Annotated in this window: 14 protein-coding genes and 1 tRNA gene; 5 read left to right on the top strand and 10 right to left on the bottom strand. The window is 71.6% G+C overall.

Going from position 1 to position 19,335, the window contains the following annotated elements:
• Position 1 precedes the first annotated feature (1 nt).
• The gene (locus tag I5071_RS24575; protein ID WP_236515255.1) at positions 2–808 is read right to left on the bottom strand and encodes a helix-turn-helix domain-containing protein; all 807 of its coding nucleotides are present in this window, start codon (positions 806–808) and stop codon (positions 2–4) included.
• Positions 809–914: 106 nt separating this feature from the next.
• On the opposite strand from I5071_RS24575, the gene I5071_RS24570 reads away from it, so the two are divergent.
• Genes I5071_RS24570 through I5071_RS24560 form a run of 3 tightly spaced genes read left to right on the top strand, consistent with a single transcriptional unit; the run spans position 915 to position 3,413 of the window.
• Positions 915–1,385 (top strand): response regulator transcription factor, encoded by a 471-nt coding sequence (locus tag I5071_RS24570; RefSeq protein ID WP_236515254.1) that lies wholly within the window; start codon positions 915–917, stop codon positions 1,383–1,385.
• A gap of 11 nt (positions 1,386–1,396) precedes the next feature.
• Positions 1,397–2,770 (top strand): sigma-54-dependent transcriptional regulator, encoded by a 1,374-nt coding sequence (locus tag I5071_RS24565; RefSeq protein ID WP_236515253.1) that lies wholly within the window; start codon positions 1,397–1,399, stop codon positions 2,768–2,770.
• Positions 2,771–2,777: 7 nt separating this feature from the next.
• Positions 2,778–3,413, top strand: a complete 636-nt coding sequence (locus I5071_RS24560; protein WP_236515252.1) for a response regulator transcription factor — start codon at positions 2,778–2,780, stop codon at positions 3,411–3,413.
• A gap of 32 nt (positions 3,414–3,445) precedes the next feature.
• Here the strand turns inward: I5071_RS24560 and I5071_RS24555 are convergent, their stop codons facing one another.
• The 5 genes from I5071_RS24555 to I5071_RS24535 all read right to left on the bottom strand — a co-directional run bounded on the left by I5071_RS24555 (position 3,446) and on the right by I5071_RS24535 (position 12,405).
• Positions 3,446–4,300 (bottom strand): alpha/beta fold hydrolase, encoded by an 855-nt coding sequence (locus I5071_RS24555; RefSeq protein ID WP_236515251.1) that lies wholly within the window; start codon positions 4,298–4,300, stop codon positions 3,446–3,448.
• 64 nt (positions 4,301–4,364) lie between these two features.
• The gene (locus I5071_RS24550; protein ID WP_236515250.1) at positions 4,365–9,713 is read right to left on the bottom strand and encodes a trifunctional serine/threonine-protein kinase/ATP-binding protein/sensor histidine kinase; all 5,349 of its coding nucleotides are present in this window, start codon (positions 9,711–9,713) and stop codon (positions 4,365–4,367) included.
• A gap of 189 nt (positions 9,714–9,902) precedes the next feature.
• The gene (locus I5071_RS24545) at positions 9,903–10,796 is read right to left on the bottom strand and encodes a helix-turn-helix transcriptional regulator (RefSeq protein WP_236515249.1); all 894 of its coding nucleotides are present in this window, start codon (positions 10,794–10,796) and stop codon (positions 9,903–9,905) included.
• Between the two features lie 122 nt (positions 10,797–10,918).
• Entirely contained in the window at positions 10,919–11,740 is an 822-nt protein-coding gene (locus tag I5071_RS24540) for an alpha/beta fold hydrolase (RefSeq protein ID WP_236515248.1), read from the bottom strand.
• A 35-nt stretch (positions 11,741–11,775) separates the two neighbouring features.
• Positions 11,776–12,405, bottom strand: coding sequence for a protoglobin domain-containing protein (locus tag I5071_RS24535; RefSeq protein WP_236515247.1), 630 nt, complete (start codon positions 12,403–12,405; stop codon positions 11,776–11,778).
• A gap of 187 nt (positions 12,406–12,592) precedes the next feature.
• On the opposite strand from I5071_RS24535, the gene I5071_RS24530 reads away from it, so the two are divergent.
• Complete coding sequence (locus tag I5071_RS24530) at positions 12,593–14,626, top strand: PAS domain-containing sensor histidine kinase (RefSeq protein WP_236515246.1); 2,034 nt, start codon at positions 12,593–12,595, stop codon at positions 14,624–14,626.
• On the opposite strand, the gene I5071_RS24525 is transcribed toward I5071_RS24530, so the two are convergent.
• The 4 genes from I5071_RS24525 to I5071_RS24510 form a co-directional block, all read right to left on the bottom strand.
• Positions 14,623–15,885, bottom strand: a complete 1,263-nt coding sequence (locus I5071_RS24525) for an acetyl-CoA C-acyltransferase (protein ID WP_236515245.1) — start codon at positions 15,883–15,885, stop codon at positions 14,623–14,625. The genes I5071_RS24530 and I5071_RS24525 overlap by 4 nt on opposite strands.
• A gap of 23 nt (positions 15,886–15,908) precedes the next feature.
• Positions 15,909–16,745, bottom strand: a complete 837-nt coding sequence (locus tag I5071_RS24520; RefSeq protein WP_236515244.1) for an MBL fold metallo-hydrolase — start codon at positions 16,743–16,745, stop codon at positions 15,909–15,911.
• Between the two features lie 43 nt (positions 16,746–16,788).
• Complete coding sequence (locus I5071_RS24515; RefSeq protein ID WP_236515243.1) at positions 16,789–17,619, bottom strand: alpha/beta hydrolase; 831 nt, start codon at positions 17,617–17,619, stop codon at positions 16,789–16,791.
• 168 nt (positions 17,620–17,787) lie between these two features.
• Positions 17,788–18,315, bottom strand: a complete 528-nt coding sequence (locus I5071_RS24510; protein ID WP_236515242.1) for a hypothetical protein — start codon at positions 18,313–18,315, stop codon at positions 17,788–17,790.
• 249 nt (positions 18,316–18,564) lie between these two features.
• Between I5071_RS24510 and I5071_RS24505 the strand changes: the two genes are divergently transcribed.
• A tRNA-Leu gene (locus I5071_RS24505) sits at positions 18,565–18,648 on the top strand.
• Positions 18,649–19,335: the final 687 nt, after the last annotated feature.

The raw sequence follows: 19,335 nt of genomic DNA, 5'->3' as shown, positions 1-19,335 counted from the left end.
ATCACGCCGCCGAGAGCCAGCGAGCGCTGCCGGTCTCGCACGCGATCCGCACGACCCGCGCGTACGCGCCCGGCGTGGTGCCGGTGATCTCGCGGAAGCTCCGGTTGAAGTGGCTCTGATCGCAGTAGCCCACCTCGTGCGCGACCGAGATGCAGTCCGCGCCCGCCGCGAGCAGCGCCCGCGCCCGCGCGACGCGCACGTGCGCGCGGAAGCGCAGCGGAGAGAGCCCGAGGTGCTGCGCGAACACCCGGCAGAGATGACAACGGTGGACCCCCGCGATCGCCGCGAGATCCTCGAGCCGCAGCTCCTCGGTGAGGGTCTGCGCGATGTGCTGGCAGGCGCGCGCGAGCCGCGCGTCGAGCCGCCTCGGCGCCGGGCCCACGGTCCGCAGCGCGTCGCGCGCGCGCTCGTCGATGCGCACCGGATCGAGATCGACGTCGAGGTCGACGACACGCGCGGTGCGCACCTCGAGCGCAGCACCGGGCGCCGTGCCCTCGGGCCGGCCGAACACCACGCGGAACGACGCGCCGCGATCGGTGTGCAGCACCACGTGCGCGCTCGGCCCGTCGATCACCAGCACCGAGCCGAGCGCGAGCTCGCCGCGCTGGCGACCGGCGCGGAACCGGACGCCCGCGCTGCGCGCCTGCACCATCACGCGCGCGGGCCACACGAAGGACCACGCGCGCGACGGGGCCTCGTCCACCTCGAGCACCTCGAGCGCGGCGTACCCTTCGCCGTGGCGAGACCATCGGACCGAGAGCGCCTCGCACGACGAAGTGGGGCGTGGAGCGCGAGCGGTTCGTGCCATCGTGATGCGTCCTCCGCACCGCCATCGAGCAGCGTGCGTGCCAGACGCGTGATCCCCGTGTGACGCGCGCGGTCTCGACGGCCCCGTCGCGCGTCGCTGTCCAACCGTGGACACCGGTGTCGGCGCGTCGGCGCGGCCGGGACGGCACCCATACCAAGGTATGATGGCCACCCCGCGCGTCCCCGCGCACGCTCGCGTCACTCGGATGTTCTCCAACCTGGTGTGCGTCGTCGACGACGACGAGTCGGTCCGCGAGTCCCTGCGGGCGCTGCTGGTCTCGGCCGGCTATCGCGTGATCGCCTTCTCGTCGCCCGAGGCATGCCTCGAGTCGGACGCCCGTCGCGGTGCCGACTGCCTGATCGCCGACGTCCGCATGCCGCGCATGAGCGGCCCCGATCTCTTCGCCGAGATCGTCCGCCGCGGAGAGACGCTGCCGGTCGTGTTCATCACCGGTCAGCCCACCGACGAGATCCGCGCGCGCGCCCGTGATGCCGGCGCCGTCGCGCTCCTCGTGAAGCCGTTCGACGACGAGGCCCTGCTCGGTGCCCTCGATCAGGCGCTGGTCCCCCCTTCGTGAAGGAGGCCCCGATGTCCTTCTCCAGCTCGATCTGCGTCGTCGACGACGACATCGCGTCCCGGGAGGCGATCGTCGGTCTGATCCGCGCCGCCGGCTGGAACGCCGAGGCGTTCGAGTCCGCGCAGCACTACCTGAGCCGGCGCACATCCCGCGCGCCCGGCTGCCTGATCCTCGACGTCGACATGCCGGAGCTCAGCGGCCTCGCGCTCCAGCAACAGCTCGCCGAGGCGCAGGTCGACGTGCCGATCATCTTCGTGACCGGGCACGGCAACATCCGGATGTCGGTGCAGGCGATCAAGGCCGGCGCCGTCGAGTTCTTCACCAAGCCCTTCGATCCCGACGCGCTCCTCCACGCGGTCGAGCACGTGCTCGCCGAGCGCGAAGGACGAGCGGCCGCGCAGCGCCGGAGCGAGACCACGCCGCCGGCGTCGGCCCACGGGATGGTCGGACGGAGCGCGCGCCTGCAGGACATGCTGCGTCGCATCGCGACCGTCGCGACCACCGACTCCACCGTGCTGATCCAGGGCGAGACCGGCACCGGCAAGGAGCTCATCGCGCGCGCGATCCACGAGCAGAGCGGGCGCCGGAAGGGCCCCTTCGTGAAGGTGAACTGCGCGGCGATCCCCGCGAACCTCCTCGAGAGCGAGCTCATGGGCCACGAGCGCGGTGCGTTCACCGGCGCGCTGACCCGACGCATCGGTCGCTTCGAGCAGGCCCACGAGGGGACGATCTTCCTCGACGAGATCGGCGAGATGGCGCTCGAGCTCCAGCCCAAGCTGCTGCGCCTGCTCCAGGAGCGCGAGTTCGAGCGCCTCGGCAGCCCGACCACGGTGCGCTGCGACGTGCGCGTGGTCGCCGCGACGAACCGCGACCTCAAGGCGATGACCGCCGCGCGCACCTTCCGCGAGGACCTCTATTATCGGCTGAGCGTCTTCCCGCTGGCGGTGCCCTCGCTCCGCGAGCGCAAGGAGGACGTGCCGCAGCTCGTGAGCCACTTCGCGCGACAGTTCGCGGCCCGCATGGGCAAGGACGCGCCCCACGTCGACGCCGCGACGATGGAGCGGCTCGTGCGCTACGAATGGCCGGGCAACGTGCGCGAGCTGCAGAACGTGATCGAGCGCGCGGTGATCCTCTCCGAGGGCCCCGAGCTCTCGATCGAGCACGACCTCGGCGACGAGCTGGGCCCGAGCGCGGGCGGCGCCCCGCGATCCGACGAGCTCGCGGAGCACACGCGCGCGCACATCCTCAAGGTGCTCGAGTCGGTCGACTGGGTGATCGCCGGCCCGAGCGGCGCCGCGGCGCGCCTCGGCATGAAGCGCTCGACGTTGCTCTTCCGGATGAGGAAGCTCGGGATCGAGCGCCCGTCCGCGCGGCGCTCGCACTGACCGTTCGATGCCCACGCAGCGGAAGGACGAGCGATCGAGCCCGACACCGCTGGTGGTCGTCGTCGACGACGACGCGTCGATCCGCGATGCGCTCGACAGCCTGTTGCGCTCGGAGGGCTATCGCGTCGAGGCGTTCGCATCGCCGCGCGACTTCCTCGCGCGCCCGGCGGGCGACCCGCCCGACTGTCTGATCCTCGACGTGGAGCTGCCCGGGCTCAGTGGTCTCGATCTCCAGGATCGACTCGGGCAGGGCGTGCCGATCGTGTTCGTCACGGGCCATGCCGACGTGCCGATGTCGGTGCGCGCGATGAAGGCGGGCGCCGTCGAGTTCCTGATGAAGCCCTTCGGCGACGACGCGCTGCTGGACGGCGTCGCGCAGGCGATCGAGCGCAGCTCGCGGGCGCGCCGCGACGACGTCGCGATGCGCGAGCTCGCCGAGCGTCACGCGTCGCTCACCCCGCGCGAGCGACAGGTGATGGATCGTGTCGTCGCCGGCCTGCTGAACAAGCAGATCGCGGCCGAGCTCGGGACCTCCGAGGTGACCGTGAAGATGCAGCGCGGCCAGGTGATGCGGAAGATGGCCGCTGCGTCGCTCGCGGATCTCGTCCGGATGGCGGAGAAGCTCGGACGCAAGAGCGGGTAGGGCGCGCCGCGAGGACGCGCCCCGATCGCGAGTCAGCGCGCGGTGCTGCGCACGAACGCGGCGACGTGGTCCGCGGTCGCCTCGGGGTGCTCGTGGTGCGGGCCGTGGCCGGCGCGCGGGTAGGTGAGGAGCTGCGTCGTCGGGAGCTGCGCATTGAGCGCGTACCAGTTCTCGACCGGGAAGATGATGTCGTGGTCCCCGGCCACGTGGAGCACGGGGATCGTCGTGCTCTGCAGCGCGGCGAGCACCGCGGGCGCCGGGAAGATCGGGCTGCGCGGGCCGGAGAGCGTGGACGCGGCCCACGCGGTCGGGACCCGCGGGCTCCGCGCCTCGGTGCGCGCCGCGATGCGCGCGGCCGAGCGCTTCGCGGCCTCGCGGCTCTTGGGATCGCGCGGCTCGAAGAAGAGGATCGTCTCCGCCTCGATGCCGTAGGTGTCGATCGCCGCGGTGTCGAAGAAGAGCTGCTCCGCGAGCTTCACCAGCGGCCCGGGCGGCGTGGTCCCGAGCAGCACGACGTGGCTCAGCCGCTCGGGGTGCATCGCGAAGAAGACCTGCGCGACCATCCCGCCGAGCGACCAGCCCGCGATCACGACGTCGCGCAGATCGAGCGCCTCGATCAGATCGCGCGGATCGCGCGCCATCTTCGAGGGATCGTAGGTGCGCTCGCCGGTCGAGAGGCCGAGGCCCGAGTAGTCGAACCACACCACGCGGAAGCCGCGGTCGGCGAGCGACGCGAGGAAGAGCGGATCCCAGTCGTCCATCACCCCGCGGAAGCGGTTGCAGAGGACGATCGGCTTGCCCTCGCCGATGGTGCGATACGCGAGCGAGCGACCGCCGATCTCGACGGAGCGATTGGGTGCGTGGGTGGCGATCTCGAGCGTGCTCATCCCTGTCTCCTCTCGTGTGCGATGCCGAGGATGAGCGTCTGCACCGCGCGCCGGTTGGACCGGGTTAGCTCGTCGGGAGCGAGAACGAGAACGTCGTGCCCACGTCGTCGTTCGCCTCGGCGACGAGCCGCCCGCCGTGGCTCTCCACGATGGTGCGGCTGATCGAGAGCCCCATGCCCATGCCGGCCGACTTCGTCGTGAAGAACGCGTCGAAGATCTGCCGGACGTCCGCGGGCGCGATGCCGCTCCCGTTGTCGCGCACCCGGACCGCCACCCGCTCGCCTTCTCGCCGCAGCGTGACGCTCACGTCGCGCGAGCCCGGAGCGCGCGCGCCGGTCGCGTCGGCGGCGTTGGTCACGAGGTTGATCAGCACCTGCTGCACCTGCACGCGATCGCCCGCGACCTTCGGGAGATCGTCGTCGAGGTGCACCGCGACCGTCACGCCGGCGCGGCGGGTGTGACCGCGGGTGAGCGCGAGCACCTCGGAGAGCGCGTCGGCGAGATCGAAGGGCGCGTGCGCGCCGCTCGACTGCGTGAAGAGGACCCGCAATCGCTTCACCACCTCGCTCGCACGATCCGCCGCCCGTGCGATGCGACCCGCCGCACCGCGCGCCTCGTCGAGGTTCGGCACCTCGGCCTGCAGCCAACGGTTGCAGGTCGCCGCGTCGAGCCGGATCGCCGCGATCGGCTGGTTCACCTCGTGCGCGATCGCCGCCGCGAGCTCGCCGAGGCTCGCGATGCGCGTGGCGTCGGTGAGCGCGGCCTGGGTCTGCTGCAGCTTCTCCTCCGCGTGCCGCATCTCCGTCACGTCGCGCGCCGCGCCCGCGAAGAGCTGCGGCGCGCCGGGCTCGCTCACGTCCCTCGCGACCACCGCGAGATGCCGGACCTCGCCGCTCGGAAGGACCGAGCGGTACTCGAACGAGAGCTCCTCGGGCAGCCGCGTGTTGCCGAAGATCGCGCTCAGCATCGGGAGGTCCTCGGGGTGCACACGCACCTTGGCGACGTCGGCGGGCGGCTCGACCTCGAGCAGCCGGAAGAGCTCCTCGGACCAGTACGTCTCGCCGGTCGACGGCGTGAGGCTGAAGCTGCCGGTCCGCCCGAGCCGCTCGGCGTGGCCCATGTAGAGCTGCGCGCGCTGGAGATCGGCGTAGAGCCGCGCGTTCTCGAGCGCGACCGCTGCCTGCGAGACCAGGAGCCCGAGCACCGCGGTGCGCGACGACGAGTACGCCTGCGGCGCGAGGTTGTTCTCGAGGTAGAGCACGCCGCTCGGGCGGCCCTGCACCATCATCGGCAGGCACAGCACCGATCGGCACGCGCGGCGCTCGAGATACGCATCGCCGGCGAACGGATGCGCGGATCGCGCGTCGTCGATGACGACCATCTCGTAGGTGCGCAGCACGTAGTCGACGATCGTCATCGGCACGTCGTCGGCGCGCGCCGGTGCGCTCTCGTTGCGCGCGATCGCTCCTTCGAGCTCGGTCGACGCGCTCGCCGCGATCCGCAGCACGCCCCGCTCGTCGACCACGAGCAGGAGCGCGCGCTCCGCCCCTGCGTGCTCGAGCGCGAGCGCGACGAGCTTCTTCACGAGCTCCGGAAGCACGAGCTCGCCCGAGACCGCGCGGAAGAGCTTCACCACGGCGGCGATGTCGAGGTGGGCCTCGTCGGCACCGCGCGCGATCGGCGCGTCGTCGGGCGCGGCGCGCGACGAGATCGCGCGCTCGAGCTCACGCACCTTCACCGTCGCGCCCCATCGGGCGTAGCTCTCGCGCGCGCGGCGGAGGTGGGCGAGCGACGAGGTCTCGAGCCCGCGCGCCGCGTAGAACGCCGACGCGCGCTCCGACGCGATCCCGGCGACGTGGAACATCGCGTGCTGCCGCGCGAGCCGGATCGACTCGTCGTACGCGCGCGCGGCGTCCCACTCGCGCCGCTCGACGCGCGCGAGCTCGGCGGCGACGAGCGCGCTCCGGCAGCCCCACGTCTCGACGCCGTGGCGCGCGCACGTCTCGAGCATCGAGTGATAACGACGCGCCGCCGCGACGTGCGCGGCCGCCGCGCCCTCGACGCCGTCGCACACCGCGAGGTGGCAGAGCGCGGCCCAGAACCGGAACTCTCCCTGCTCGAGCCCCGAGATCCCGGCGATCTGTTGCTCGCATCGGATCGTCGCGTCGACCGCGGCGGCGAAGTCGCCGGCGATCGCGCGCTCCTCCATCACGAACATCCAGTGTTGGAACACGCGGTGGCCGATCGCGCCCTTCTCGCGATCGGCCTCGAAGACCTGCAGCAGCTCGTCGCCGGTGGGGAAACGCTCGTCGAACGGCAGCCCGCGGAGCCGACGCACCAGCTCGAGCTGCGACGCGATCACGTGGCTCAGCCCCGGCAGGCGCGCGCGGATCGTCTGCTCGAGCGAGGCGAGGATGCGCGCGTCGGCGCGACCGAGCGGCTCGGCGCTCACCAGGAGGTTGGTGCCGAGGTGGAACGCGGCGTAGCCGCCGAAGAGCAAGTCACCGGTGCGCGCGGCGGCGTCGACCGCGCGCTCGACGATCTCGCGACACCACCGGAGGTTCGTGTGAAACGAAGCGACGTAACCCCCGAAGAGCATGAACACGCGGGGCCGGAAGCGATCGAAGCCACGCTCCTCGACGAGATCGAACGCGAGACGGCCGAGCGCGAACGCGGCCTCGAGCTGGCCCTGCGTGCCCAGCGCGACCGCGAGGTGCGCGTACGCGAGCGCGGTCGCGTCCGAGTTTCCGTGCTCGAGCCCGATGTTCGCCTGTCGCCCCACCACGAGCCCGTAGAGCATCGGGTTGGTGAAGAGCGCGGGCGCGGAGAGCTCGAGCAGCACGTCGAGCGTCGCGAGCCACTCGGCGTCGACGAGACGCGGGAGCTGCAGCAGATCGCGTGGCTTGCGCGGACCGAGCGTCTCCCAGAAGCGGCGCATCTCATGCGCGACGTCCGCCGGGGTCGGGCTCGCGTTCCACTCGACGCCGGTCTCCGCGAGGTACTCGAGGCCCACCGCGATCGCGAGCGGGTGCATCCCCGACGCCGCGTGGAACGCGATGCGGAGGCACGCGACGCGCGAGCGGTCGACGATCCCGCGAGCGTGCCCCGCGAGCGTCGACAGGCGATCGCCGGCCGCGTCCCGCTCGCCGGTGAGGAGCTCGCACTCCGCGCGGAGCAGCGCGAGGTCGAACGCGAGCGAGTAGTCGCGGCTCCATCGCTCGTCGTCGAGCAGCTCGTCGCCCAGCGTGAGGTGCCGCTTCGCCGACGCGTACGCGGTCGCGGCGCGCGCGCGACGCCCCGCGACCAGGGCGAGCGAGGCGAGGCGCTCCCGCTCCTCGCGGCTCTCGATCAGCGCCGCGCCGCGCCCCAGCTGATCGACGATCTCGAACACCAGCTCGCCGTGCGTGAGCTCCGGCGCTTCCTCGGCGAGACGGCGGCCGAGCGCGACGTGCACCCCCGCGCGGTCGCCGGGATCGATGCGCGCATAGGCCGCTTCCTGGATGCGATCGTGGAGGAACACGTACCCATCGCCGCGCCGCGCGACGAGACCGGCGCGCATCGCGGGCGCGATCGCGAGGTGCAGCTCGGCCTCGCTCTCACCGCGCGCGATCGCGGCGACCCTCGAGCTCACCTCGCTGCCGAAGCACGCGAGCTGTCCGAGCGCGGCCTGCGCGTCCTCGGGCAGCCTCGCGATCTTGCGGAGCAGCAGGTCGACCACGTTGTCCCCGACGCGGCGATCGCCGATCCGCGCGTCATCGAGCGTCCACGCGCTGCGCGCGCGATCGAACGCGAGGAGCCGCTGCTCGGCGAGCGCGACGAGGAGCTGGATCGCGAAGAACGGGTTTCCGCCCGCCTCCTCGTGGATCCGCGACGCGATGTCGTCCGAGCCCGATTCGCCGAGCATCGTCGCGACGAGCTCGCGCACCGCCTCGCGATCGAGCGGCTCGATGCGCACCGACGCGACGCGCCCGCCGTGCTCCCCGATCGACGCGAGGACGCGGTGGAGCGCGTGGTCGTCGGGGAGCTCGTCGTCGCGGTACGCGCCCACCAGCAGCAGCGGCCCGATGCCCGCGGTGGCGATCGGCTCGAGCAGCGCGAGCGTGTCGGCGTCGAGCCACTGGAGGTCGTCGAGGAAGAGCACCAGCGGGTGCTCCGGGCGCGCGAGCACGCCGACGAAGCGCAGCAGCGCGGCCTGCACCCGCTGCTTCGCGGCCTGCGGAGGGAGCTCGGTGATCGTGCCGTCGATCTCGAGGAGACGCGCGACGCCGGGGATCAGATCGACGAGCACGCCGCCCGCCGGTCCCAGCGCCCGCGCGAGCTCGGCGCGCCATCGCGCGACGTCGGCCTCGGGCCGCGCGAGGACCGAGCGCACGAGGCTCTCGAGCGCGCGTGCGAGCGTCGCGTAGGGCACGTCGCGCCGGTGCGAGTCGAACTTGCCGGCGCCGATCAGCGCGCCCGCGCCGTCGAGCGATCGGAAGAGCGCATCGACGATCGCCGACTTGCCGACCCCCGCCTCGCCGTGGAGCAGCACGAGCTCGGTGCCGTGGGTGGCGGTCACGCGATCGAGCCCGGCGCGCAGCGCGCCCACCTCGCGGGCGCGCCCGATCAGCCCGTCGGCGGATCGCAGCCGCTCCACGCTCTCGGTCGAGCGCAGCGGGAACGGCTCGAGCGCGCCGCGCGCCCACGCCTCGGCGCAGCGCACCAGATCCGCCTCGAGCCCCGCGGCCGTGCGATAGCGATCGTCGGGGTGCTTCGCGAGCAGCGTCGTCACGATCGTGCAGACGATCGCGGGCACGCCCTCGCATCGCTCCTCGAGCGGCGGCGGGCGCCGCGCGACGTGGGCGTGCACCAGCTCCATACGATCCTCGGCGGCGAACGGGACCGTGCCGGCGAGGAGCTCGTAGAGCGTCACCCCGAGCGAGTAGAGATCGCTGCGCTCGTCGATGCCGCTCGGCACGCGCCCGGTGCGCTCCGGCGACACGTAGGGAAGCATCGACGCCGGCAGATCCTGGCCGCTCTGCGGCGCATCGCTCGGCGGCCCGCAGCGGTGCAGCCGCGCGAGCCACACCCGATCGGACTCGGGATCGAAGAGCAGGCTCGCGGGCCGCACGTCGCCGTGGACCAGCGCGCGTGCGTGCAGCGCCGCGAGGGATCGTGCGCATCCGATCGCGATCCGGAGGAACGCCCCCACGTCGATCGGTCCCGCCGATCGCGCGTCGAGCGACGCGGCCGCGGGATCGGCGAGCACGAGCACCGGTCGTCCGTCGACGACCAGGAGATCGAGCGGCTGCGTGGCCCACGCGGGATCGAGCACGTCGCGCAGCGCGATCACGCGCTCCAGCTGATCCATCTCCAGCGCCGACCCGCCCGAGGTCACGGTGGTGAGGAACACGCGCGTGCCGTCGGCGCGCACGCCGCGACGGGTTGCGAAGGGACCGTCGGGTGCCCATGGGCCGGCGCCGTACTCGCCCAGATCTCCTGCGCTCCGCTCCGGTGCTCCGGACCCAGAGTGCTGCGACATGTCCATCCGTGGACATTCGCGCGACACGCGCGCCCGACGATTGTACGTGCGTGCTCTCGCTCGGTACGTCCGTGCTCCCGCTCAGGTCGAGCGAGAGCCCGAGGGATCGCGGCGGCGATGTCGTCGCTCGCCGAACCGCGCCGGCGTCGTGCCCACGATCGATCGGAACACGCGCGTGAAGTGGCTCTGATCGGCGAACCCGACGTGGGCCGCGATGTCCGCGAGGCTCATGTCGGTCGCGAGCAGGAGCTCCTTCGCGCGCTCCACGCGCAGCCGACGCACGTACGCCATCGGCGTCTCGCCGGTCGCGCGCTTGAACTGCCGCGTGAAGTGGAACCGGCTCACCCCCGCGAGCCGCGCCAGCTCTTCGAGGCTGATCGGACCGGTCGAGTCGCGGAGGTACGCATCGATCTTCGCGAGCGTCCGCACGCCGAGCCCGCCGAGCTCGCGCTCGTCCGTCGTGCTCGACGCGTTGAACCGCGCGACCAGCCGGATGGCGAGCGCGCTGGTGAGCGTCTCGATCATCAGCGTCTGCATCGCGTGCGGCGCGAGCCGTCGCTCCGCGGCGAGCGCGTACACCACGTGCTCGCACACCGGATCGTGCACGCCGAACGACTGCACGATCGAGAGCCGCGCCGGGCGCACCAGCCCGCCCTCGACCGCCGCGCGCTCCACGACCGACGGCGAGATGCTCACCATGTTCGCGTGGTGCGGCCCGGTCCACACGTAGTGCCCGCCGCGACCGACCGCGTTCACGATGATGCTGCGGTCGGGAAGGTGCGGCGGCACTCCGTCGCGGCACTCCTCGCGCGCCATGTACGCGGTCGTCCCCGCGATCGTGCACACGACGTAGCTCGCGAGCGGCGGAGCGACGAACGAGCCCGAGGCCCGGTAGTCCATCGCGACCACCGACACCTCCGGCCACTCGCGGCCCTCGGCCACGAGGTCGTCGGGTTGCGCGATCGTCTCGCGCATCGAGTCGAGGATGTCCCGGGGTGTTGCGAGGGGGCGCGGCAAGCTCCGGATCGTAACGAAGACCAGATCCGTTGCGATCGCAATCGTCGAATGACGAACGAAGATGCCGCGCCCCGCGGGGATCACGCTCGAGCGAACGCGAGCAGGTCGTCGCCGAGCTCGACCTTGCGCGTCTGCGCGAGGCCGTGATCGCCGCCCGGATAGACCTTCAGCTTCGCGCCCTTCACCAGCTCGACCGTGCGCTTCGCCGAGTTCGCGAAGGGCACGATCTGATCGTCGTCGCCGTGGATGACGAGCGTCGGCACGTCGACCCGCGCGAGGTCCTGCGTGAAGTCGGTCGCCGAGAACGCCGCGATGCACTCGTACTGGTTCTTCAGGCCGCCCATCATCCCCTGGAGCCAGAAGCTGTCGCGCGTGCCCTGCGAGACCTTCGCGCCCGGGCGGTTCGCACCGAAGAACGGCGTCGTGAGGTCCTGGTAGAACTGCGAGCGATCCTCGGCGACGCCCTTGCGGATCGCGTCGAACGCCTCGATCGGGAGCCCACCGGGCGCCGCCGCGGTCTTCAGCATGATCGGCGGCACCGCGCCGACGAGCACGAGCTTCGCGACGCGCTTCGTGCCGTGGCGCCCGATGTAGCGCGTCACCTCGCCGCCTCCCGTCGAGTGGCCGATCAGGATCAGCTTCTGGAGATCGAGCGCCTCGATCAGCTCCTGCAGATCGTCCGCGTACTGATCCATGTGGTTGCCCTCGGAGGGCTGGCTCGAGCGGCCGTGGCCGCGTCGATCGTGGGCGATCGCGCGGAAGCCGTTCGACGCGAAGAGCATCATCTGGTCCTCCCAGGCGTCGCCGGTGAGCGGCCAGCCGTGGCTGAAGAGCACGGGCTGTCCCTTGCCCCAGTCGCGGTAGTAGATCGTCGTTCCGTCGCGGGTCGTGATGGTCGCCATGGTGATTCGCTCCTTCGTCGTCGGGGGCTCGGGGATCAGAACTCGCCGTCCTTCACGTACGGCTCGGACCACAGGATCGCGGTGAGCTGCACCGCCTTCGTCCACGCGTCGCGCATCTTCGCGACGGTCTCGGGCGGATGGCCCTTCTTCGCGAGGAAGGGCGTCATCGTCGCCGAGAGCGGCATCACGAACGCGAGGACGTAGCGCAGCGGGATGTGCGGAACCGACGCGACACCGTCGGTCGCGTTCTTCCCCGGCTTGCGGTGTCGGAGCCCGACCTCGTGCTGGTAGTCGAGCCACGCCTGGTCGTAACGAGCCGCGGTCGTGTCGCGGATCCACTGCGCGAAGCGCGCGCGCACACGCGCGAGGTACTCCGCGTTGGGCTTGCCGTCCGAGAGGTTCGAGAAGTAGCGGACGAGGTGCGGATTCGCGCCGACGAACCCGTACCAGACGTCGAGGATGTCCTCGATCTGATCGCGCACGACCTCGCCCGCGAGGCGGAGGTGCGTGAGATCGTCGTCGCTCATGAGCAGCGTGCTCCGCAGCTCGTCGAGCTCGGCGAGCGTGACCGGTGAGCGCGGCAGCGTGGGATCGCCGAGGCGATAGCCGGGCGGTGTCGTCGCCTTCGCCGCAGGAGTGTTCGGGGTCGTTCCGATCGTGGTCATCGAGGCTCCGTGTGGTGCGCGCCCGAGCGCGTCGCGTGCGCTCTCCGAGCAGCGCGCGTGCCACGCCGCGCGCCCACGCCGTGCGGCGATCCGCGTTCGTCGAGTGTCAGCCGATCGACACCGGCGACGGTCCTCGGTCACGACGATCGGAGTTGATCTCGCGCGCGCTCCCATCCAAGGTCGGCGCGTGTCGTCGATCGAGCCGATCGATCTCGCGCGCGCGAGCGATGCAGTCGAGCTCTCCCGGGACGCCGTCGTCGCCCGCTCGCTCGACGGTCGCGTGCTCGCATGGAATCCAGCCGCGCACGCGCTCTACGGATGGCCCGCGTCGGAGGCGATCGGGCGCGTGTTCGCCGAGCTCGTCGAGACCGACGTCGAGGGCGGGATCGCGGCGATCGAGGCCGCGCTCGCGTCGGGCGGACGCTGGGAGGGCCAGGTCACGCGGCGCAGCGTGCGGGCCGAGGCGCGCGTGCTCCTGGTGCGTGCGATCGCGCGGCGCGGCGAGATCCTCGAGATCGCGCAGGACGTCACCGAGCACCATCGCCAGCGCACCGCGCTCGAGCGCAGCGAGCGTCGCTATCGGAACCTCTTCGGCGCGATGGCCGCGTCGTTCTGGGAGCTCGACTTCTCCAAGGTCGGCGCGATGCTCCGCGAGCTCACCGCGAGCGGCGTGCGCGATCTGCGCGAGCACCTGACCGCGCACCCCGAGACGCTGCGCGCGATGATGCGCGCCACGCGCGTCCTCGACGTGAACGATCAGACCCTCGTGCTCTTCGGTCGCGGCGACAAGGACGAGCTGCTCGCATCGGTCGAGCCGTTCTGGCCGGACGAGAGCAACTGGGTGTTCCTCGAGAGCCTGCTCGCCGCGATCGGCGGTCGCTCGAGCTACTCCCAGGAGACCAAGCTCCGCGCGATCGACGGGCGCGAGCTCGATGTGCTCTTCACCGCGTGCTTCCCCGCGGAGACCGTCGCGCGCGGCAAGGTCGTCGTCGGCGTCGTCGACATCACCGCGCGCAAGCGCGCGCACGACGCGCTCGAGCGGAGCGAGCAGCGCTACCGCCATCTCTTCCATCACATGCCGCTCGCGCTCTGGCAGCTCGATGCGCGCGGCACCGTCGGAGTCTTCAAGGGGGCGCGCGCCGCGGGCGTGAAGGACCTCGCCGAGAGCTTCGATCGCGATCCCGATCTGCTGCGCCAGTGTCTCGAGGGCATGGTGGTGCGCGAGGTGAACCAGCCGACGATGGCGATGCTCGGCGGGCGCGAGCCCCAGGACTTCGCGGGCTCGGTCGCGCGGTTCTGGAAGGCGCGCCCCGACACGTTCCGCCGCGCGATGGAGGCTCGTTATCGTGGCGAGCCGACGTTCCAGGAAGAGACCCAGATCGACACGCTCGACGGTCGCGTGATCGACGTGCTGTTCGCGGTCGCGCGACCCGGGCCCGCGAGCGATCCCACGGTGAGCCTCGTGGGCATCGTCGACATCTCGGAGCTCGTGCGCGCGCGCCAGCAGCTCGCGCGCCTGCAGGCCGAGGCGGCGCACGCTGCGCGCGTCTCGATGGTCGGCGAGCTCACCGCGTCGATCGCCCACGAGGTGAACCAGCCGCTCGCCGCGATCGCGCTGAACGCCGGCGCCGCGATGCGCTGGCTGGGCCGGCCGGACCCCGATCTCACCGAGGTCCGCGCGCTGCTGACGCGCGTGCACGCCGACGCGAAGCGCGCCGGCGCGGTCATCACGCGCATCCGCGAGATGGTCGCGCTGCGCGCGCCGGTGCGCGCGGAGATCGCGCTCGACGCGATCGTCGACGACGCGCTGCTCTTCCTCGGCCACGAGCTGCGCGCGCAGCACGTGGCCGTGCATCGCGAGCCCACCGGCGCGCGTGTGCTCGCCGATCGCGTGCTCCTCCAGCAAGTCGTCGTGAACCTGATCGCGAACGCGGTGCACGCGATGGCGTCGCGCCCCGAGGGCTCGCGCCGCATCACCGTGCGCACCGAGCTCGACGACACCCGTGCGCGCATGACGATCGACGACGAGGGCCCGGGCATCCCCGAGGCCGATCTCGATCGCATCTTCGACGCGTTCTTCACGACCAAGGCCCAGGGGATGGGCATGGGCCTGTCGATCTGCCGATCGATCCTCGAGCTCTTCGACGGAAAGATCACCGCCACCAACCGCGCCTCGGGTGGCGCGTCGATGGCGGTGACCCTCCCGCGCGCTCCGCTCTAGACCTCGAGGAGCGCGACGCTGCCGACGCCACCGTCGGCGCAGATGCTCACGATCGCCTTCGAGCCGCGCGGCATCGTCGAGAGCTCCTTGAGCGCCTGGCTCAGGATGCGCGCGCCGGTCGCGCCGAACGGATGACCGAGCGCGACGCTGCCGCCGTTCGGGTTGAGTCGATCGCGCGGCACCTTGCCGAGGTTTGCCTCGACGTGCGCCTTCTCCTTCAGGAACGCGGGCGAGTCGAGCGCCGCGAGCTGGTAGAGGATCTGCGCCGAGAACGCCTCGTGGATCTCCCAGAGCGCGATGTCGTCGTAGCGCAGCCCGTTGCGCGCGAGCAGGCGCGGGATCGCATATGCGGGCGCCATCAGCAGCCCCTCGTGGTAGAGGTCGATCGCCGCGAGCTCGTAGTCGACGAGGCGCGCGCGCGGCGTCGACGCGGGCAGTCGCGCGAGCCCTTCTTCGCTCGCGACCCACACGCCCGCCGCGCCGTCGGTGAGCGGCGACGAGTTGCCCGCGGTCGCGGTGCCGCGCTCGCGATCGAACGCCGGCGGCAGCTTCGCCAGCGCCTCGAGCGACGTCTCGGCGCGCGGGAACGCGTCCTTCGTCACTCCGTCGACGCCCACGATCAGATCGTCGAAGAACCCGCGCTTCTGCGCGGCGACCGCGCGGCGATGTCCCTCGAGCGCGAGCGCATCCTGATCGGCGCGCGCGATCTTCCACTCGTACGCGGTCTCGTCCGAGTGCTGCCCCATGCTCTTGCCGGTCGCGCGGTTCGCGATCGCCTGCACCTGGATGCGCACGTCGCGCGGCTTCACCTCGCCGATCGCCGCCGAGCGCACCTTCCAATTGCGCGCCCGCGCGATCTTGCGGAACGAGTCGGAGAGCCGCGGCGTCAGGCCCATCTGCACGTGGCTCATGCTCTCCACGCCGCCCGCCATCCCGAGCTCGGCGCCGCCGTGCGCGACCACGCCCGCGACGTTGAACGCCGCGACCATGCTGGTCGAGCACTGCATCACCACCGAGAACGTCGGCACCGTGGGATCGAGCTTCGCCTCGAGCCACGCCTCGCGCGCGAGGTTGCTCCAGCCGAGGTTCGGGATGACCGTGCCCCACGCCGCGACGTCGATGCGACCACTGACCTTCGCGGCCATCGCCTGCATCACCGGCGCGCTCATCGTGATCGCGTCGCGACCGGCGAGGCCGCCGTCGACGCGCGTGAAAGGTGTGCGGAGCCCCGCGGCGAGGAAGATGGTCTTGTTCTTCATGGGACGAGTGTTCCGGTCGGAGGTCAGAAGGGGAGGGTGCCGCCGACTTCGAGCCAGCGCGTCCGATCCGCCAGTGGGGTCGTGTCGAACGCCGCGCGCAGTGTGGGCTCGGGCTCGCGGAAGTGCGCCCAGCCCGCGCGATGCACCGGCACCACCGTGCGCGCGCCGACGAGCTCGCACGCCGTGATCGCCTCGGCGGCGTCGAAGGTGAAGCGCGCGTGCGAGAACCCGAGCGCACGCGGGAACCCGACCGCGCCGCAGTGCACCACCGCGACGTCGACCGGTCGCTCGCGCCCGATGCGCCGCAGCTCGCTCTCGAGCGCCGGGAACATCACGGTGTCTCCGGAGATCCAGATGCGCGGCCCGTGATCGACGTCGATCAAGAAGCCCGTCACCTGATGCGCCTGCGGCGCGTACGAGGGCCCGTGTCGCGCCGGAGTCGCGGTGATCGTCACCTCACCGACGCGCGTGCTGACGCCGGGACGCAGCCCCTGCGCGCGTCCTCCGAGGCCGAGGCCCTTGCCCGGCGCGTCGTCCGTTCCGCGCGGTCGCGCGAGCCGCCGCGCGCTCGGCACCGTCGTGAGCACTCGGGAGACCTTCGCCTCGTCGGCCACGAGATCGCGCCCCGCCTGATCGAGGTTGTCGGCGTGGTGATCGTGGCTGAGCAGCACCGCGTCGAAGGGCCCGCGCGGCGGCACCGGCGACGCGTAGAGCTTCTCCGACGAGAACCACGAGCGCGGCGTGAACCAGAGCCCGAAGTCGTACTTCGATCCCACGGGATCGAACACGGGATCGGTGAGCAGCGTCGTGCTGCCCGCGCGCAGCGCGAGCGTCGCGGTGCCGAGGTACGTGAGGTCCATCGAGCCTCCTCGAGTGGCCGAGCGCGTGGGCTCCGGTCCGTCGTCAGCGCGGGATGCGCGCTCCGATCCACTGCGTGATGTCGGTGAGGACGCCCTCGCGGCCGAAGTCGTTGAGCAGGTCGTGGAAGTGATCGGGATAGAGCTTCAGCGTCTTGTCCGCCGAGCCGCCCATCTCCTGGAAGCGCTCGCTCCCGCGGGGCAGCGTCACGCGATCCGCGGTGCCGTGGAGGATGAGCACCGGCAGCGTGATGTTCGCGAAGTCGCCCTGCTTGAGGCGCTCGTCGGCGCGCACCATCTCGGCCACGGTGAGCGCGGGGTACGCGATCTTCGGGATCAGCGGGTCGTTCTTGATCCGCTCCACGAACTTCGCATCGCGCGAGTAGCCCTCGTCCTCGAGCTTCAGCACGTGCGCGTGGGGCGTGATGTGGCTGAGCCCCTTGAGCACCGCGAGCACGAAGTCGGGCGCGGGCACCTCGTGCGCGAAGCTCTCGCAGATGAACCCGGCGAGCTCCTTCTGGTGCTCGAGCACGTACATGCACGAGATGACGCCGCCCGCGCTGTGTCCGAGCACGAACACCGCGAGCCCCGGGTGGCGCGAGCGCGCGAGCTTCACGAGCGCGTCCACGTCGTCGGTGAGCTCCGACATCTTCTCGGCGTAGAGCCGCTCGCCGCCCGACTTGCCGTGCCCGCGCAGATCGAGCGCGTACACCGCGAGCCCGGTCTCGGCGAGCCGTGGACCGGCCCAGTCGTAGAGCCCGCTGTGCGACTTGAACCCGTGCACCACCGCCAGCACCGCGCGCGGCGCGCCCGGCGGCTGCCACGACCGCACGAAGATCTCGGTGCCGTCTGCGCTCGCGATCGTCTCTTCCTTCATCGTCGGGTCTCCCTTGTTCGAGGTGACGGCCCGCACCTCAGCAGACCCCGTGCCGTGCGTGAAGCCCTGCGTTTCGAACGAGACCGCGCGCGACGTGACGGCGGGTGGACACCGCCTGCCCAAAGGCTGTCCACCCGGGCACGCCCGCGTCACGCGCTGGCGATGTGATCAGTGGATCGCGAAGCTCTGGATCGGGATCGCGGTCGGGCAGACCTCGGTCATCGCCTCGCCGCCGACGTGCTCGCGGGTCTGGGTGTACACCTCGCCGCTCGCCAGCGGGATCGTGCGGTCGCCGCGCTGGTAGGTGTTCCGGACGTGCGGCGGGGTGCAGACCTCCGTCGAGCAGAGCTCGATCGAGAGATAGAAGGTGCCGGTCGCGCCGTCGGCCACGCCCGCGAAGAAGCTCAGCTGCGCGGTGCTCGAGGACACGTCCTCCGCGGTGCCGCCGAGATAGAGCGTGGTGCCGACCTCGTAGATGCCGACCACGACCCGCCGGGTGTCCTCGTCGACCGGCACCTGGATGTCGATCGGATCGCCCGCCTGGTAGCTCTCCGCGAGGCCGGTGATCGGCCCGGTCATCTCGGGATAGCCCGCGCTCTCGCAGCCGGAGCCCGCGTCGTTCGACGATGGCGCGGCGTTGCCGCACGCGCTGAGCAAGAGGACCCACGGGAGCGAGCTCGTGATCGTCCGGCGCATGATCGGCGGCATGCCGCACGATACTCCGCGCCTCGACGCGCCAGTCGTGGTTGGCGCGTCGGCGCAACGGCTTGGCGCGTCGAGCGGCCGCTTCCGATCTCGTCGAGATGGTCGGGCGCCTCGCGTCGTGGCGGATGCGCTCCTGGTAGCCGCGTGGTAACAGCTCGCGGGGAGCGCGGGCGAGCCAGCATCCGGCTCGCGTGATGGTGCGCGACCGAGCTTAGATTCCTGATAGTTAGCGAAGACCACGGCCGAGTGGCGAAATGGCAGACGCGGCGGATTCAAAATCCGCTTTCCCAAAAGGAAGTGTCGGTTCGAGTCCGACCTCGGCTATCGCGACGGAACCCAGAGAAAAGCGCGGGAAAGCGCGCGTTCGGGTGACCACGCGAGACTGAACAGAACGCCAGTCGCTCACGGTCGAAATCGGGCCGCTGACGGGTGTTTTGCCCACTGACTTCCCACCGGGTGGGCAACGTTCTTTTGCGCGGCGATCGCGCCAACGGGACCTTCCGCGCAGCGATCGACGACCGGATCGAGCCGCGTCGCTCGGTGCGGTCACCCCGCCGGGGGGGTCCCCCGGCGCCTCCGTAGTGCGACGGTGGTGCGTCACGTCCTGCGACTTCGATCCATCGCGAGAGCGTTCGATCCCATCGACTGGAACGCTCTCGCGAGACGCGTCGATCCTGCCGGGCCGGCTGCGCCCGTCGTGGATCGGTCGAGGTCTGCCAACCCTCGCGCAGAGCTTGAGGCGTACGCGCCAGGCTTCTTCGAGCGGCTCTTCGCCCTGACGAAACGCCGCGAGCGTCTCGAAGCGGAGCTTCGCGAGGCGCTCGCCGCGGAGCAAGCGCACGAGAACGCGCTCGTCACGCTTCATGAGCAGAAGACGGCCGCTTGGCAGGAGCAGTGCGCGCAGCTCGCTCCGGTCGCTCCGACGGCGACTTACGCGCGCGATCGCAGCGATCGACGAGGTTGGCCGCGCCCTCCGCGTTGCCGAGAGGCGCTGGCGCTTTCGCGAGACCC

The sequence above is a fragment of the Sandaracinus amylolyticus genome, assembly GCF_021631985.1.
Classification (GTDB): Bacteria; Myxococcota_A; Polyangia; order Polyangiales; family Sandaracinaceae; genus Sandaracinus; species Sandaracinus amylolyticus_A.
Note: the sequence above shows the minus strand (reverse complement) of the source record. Positions and strands in the feature narration are given on the sequence as shown.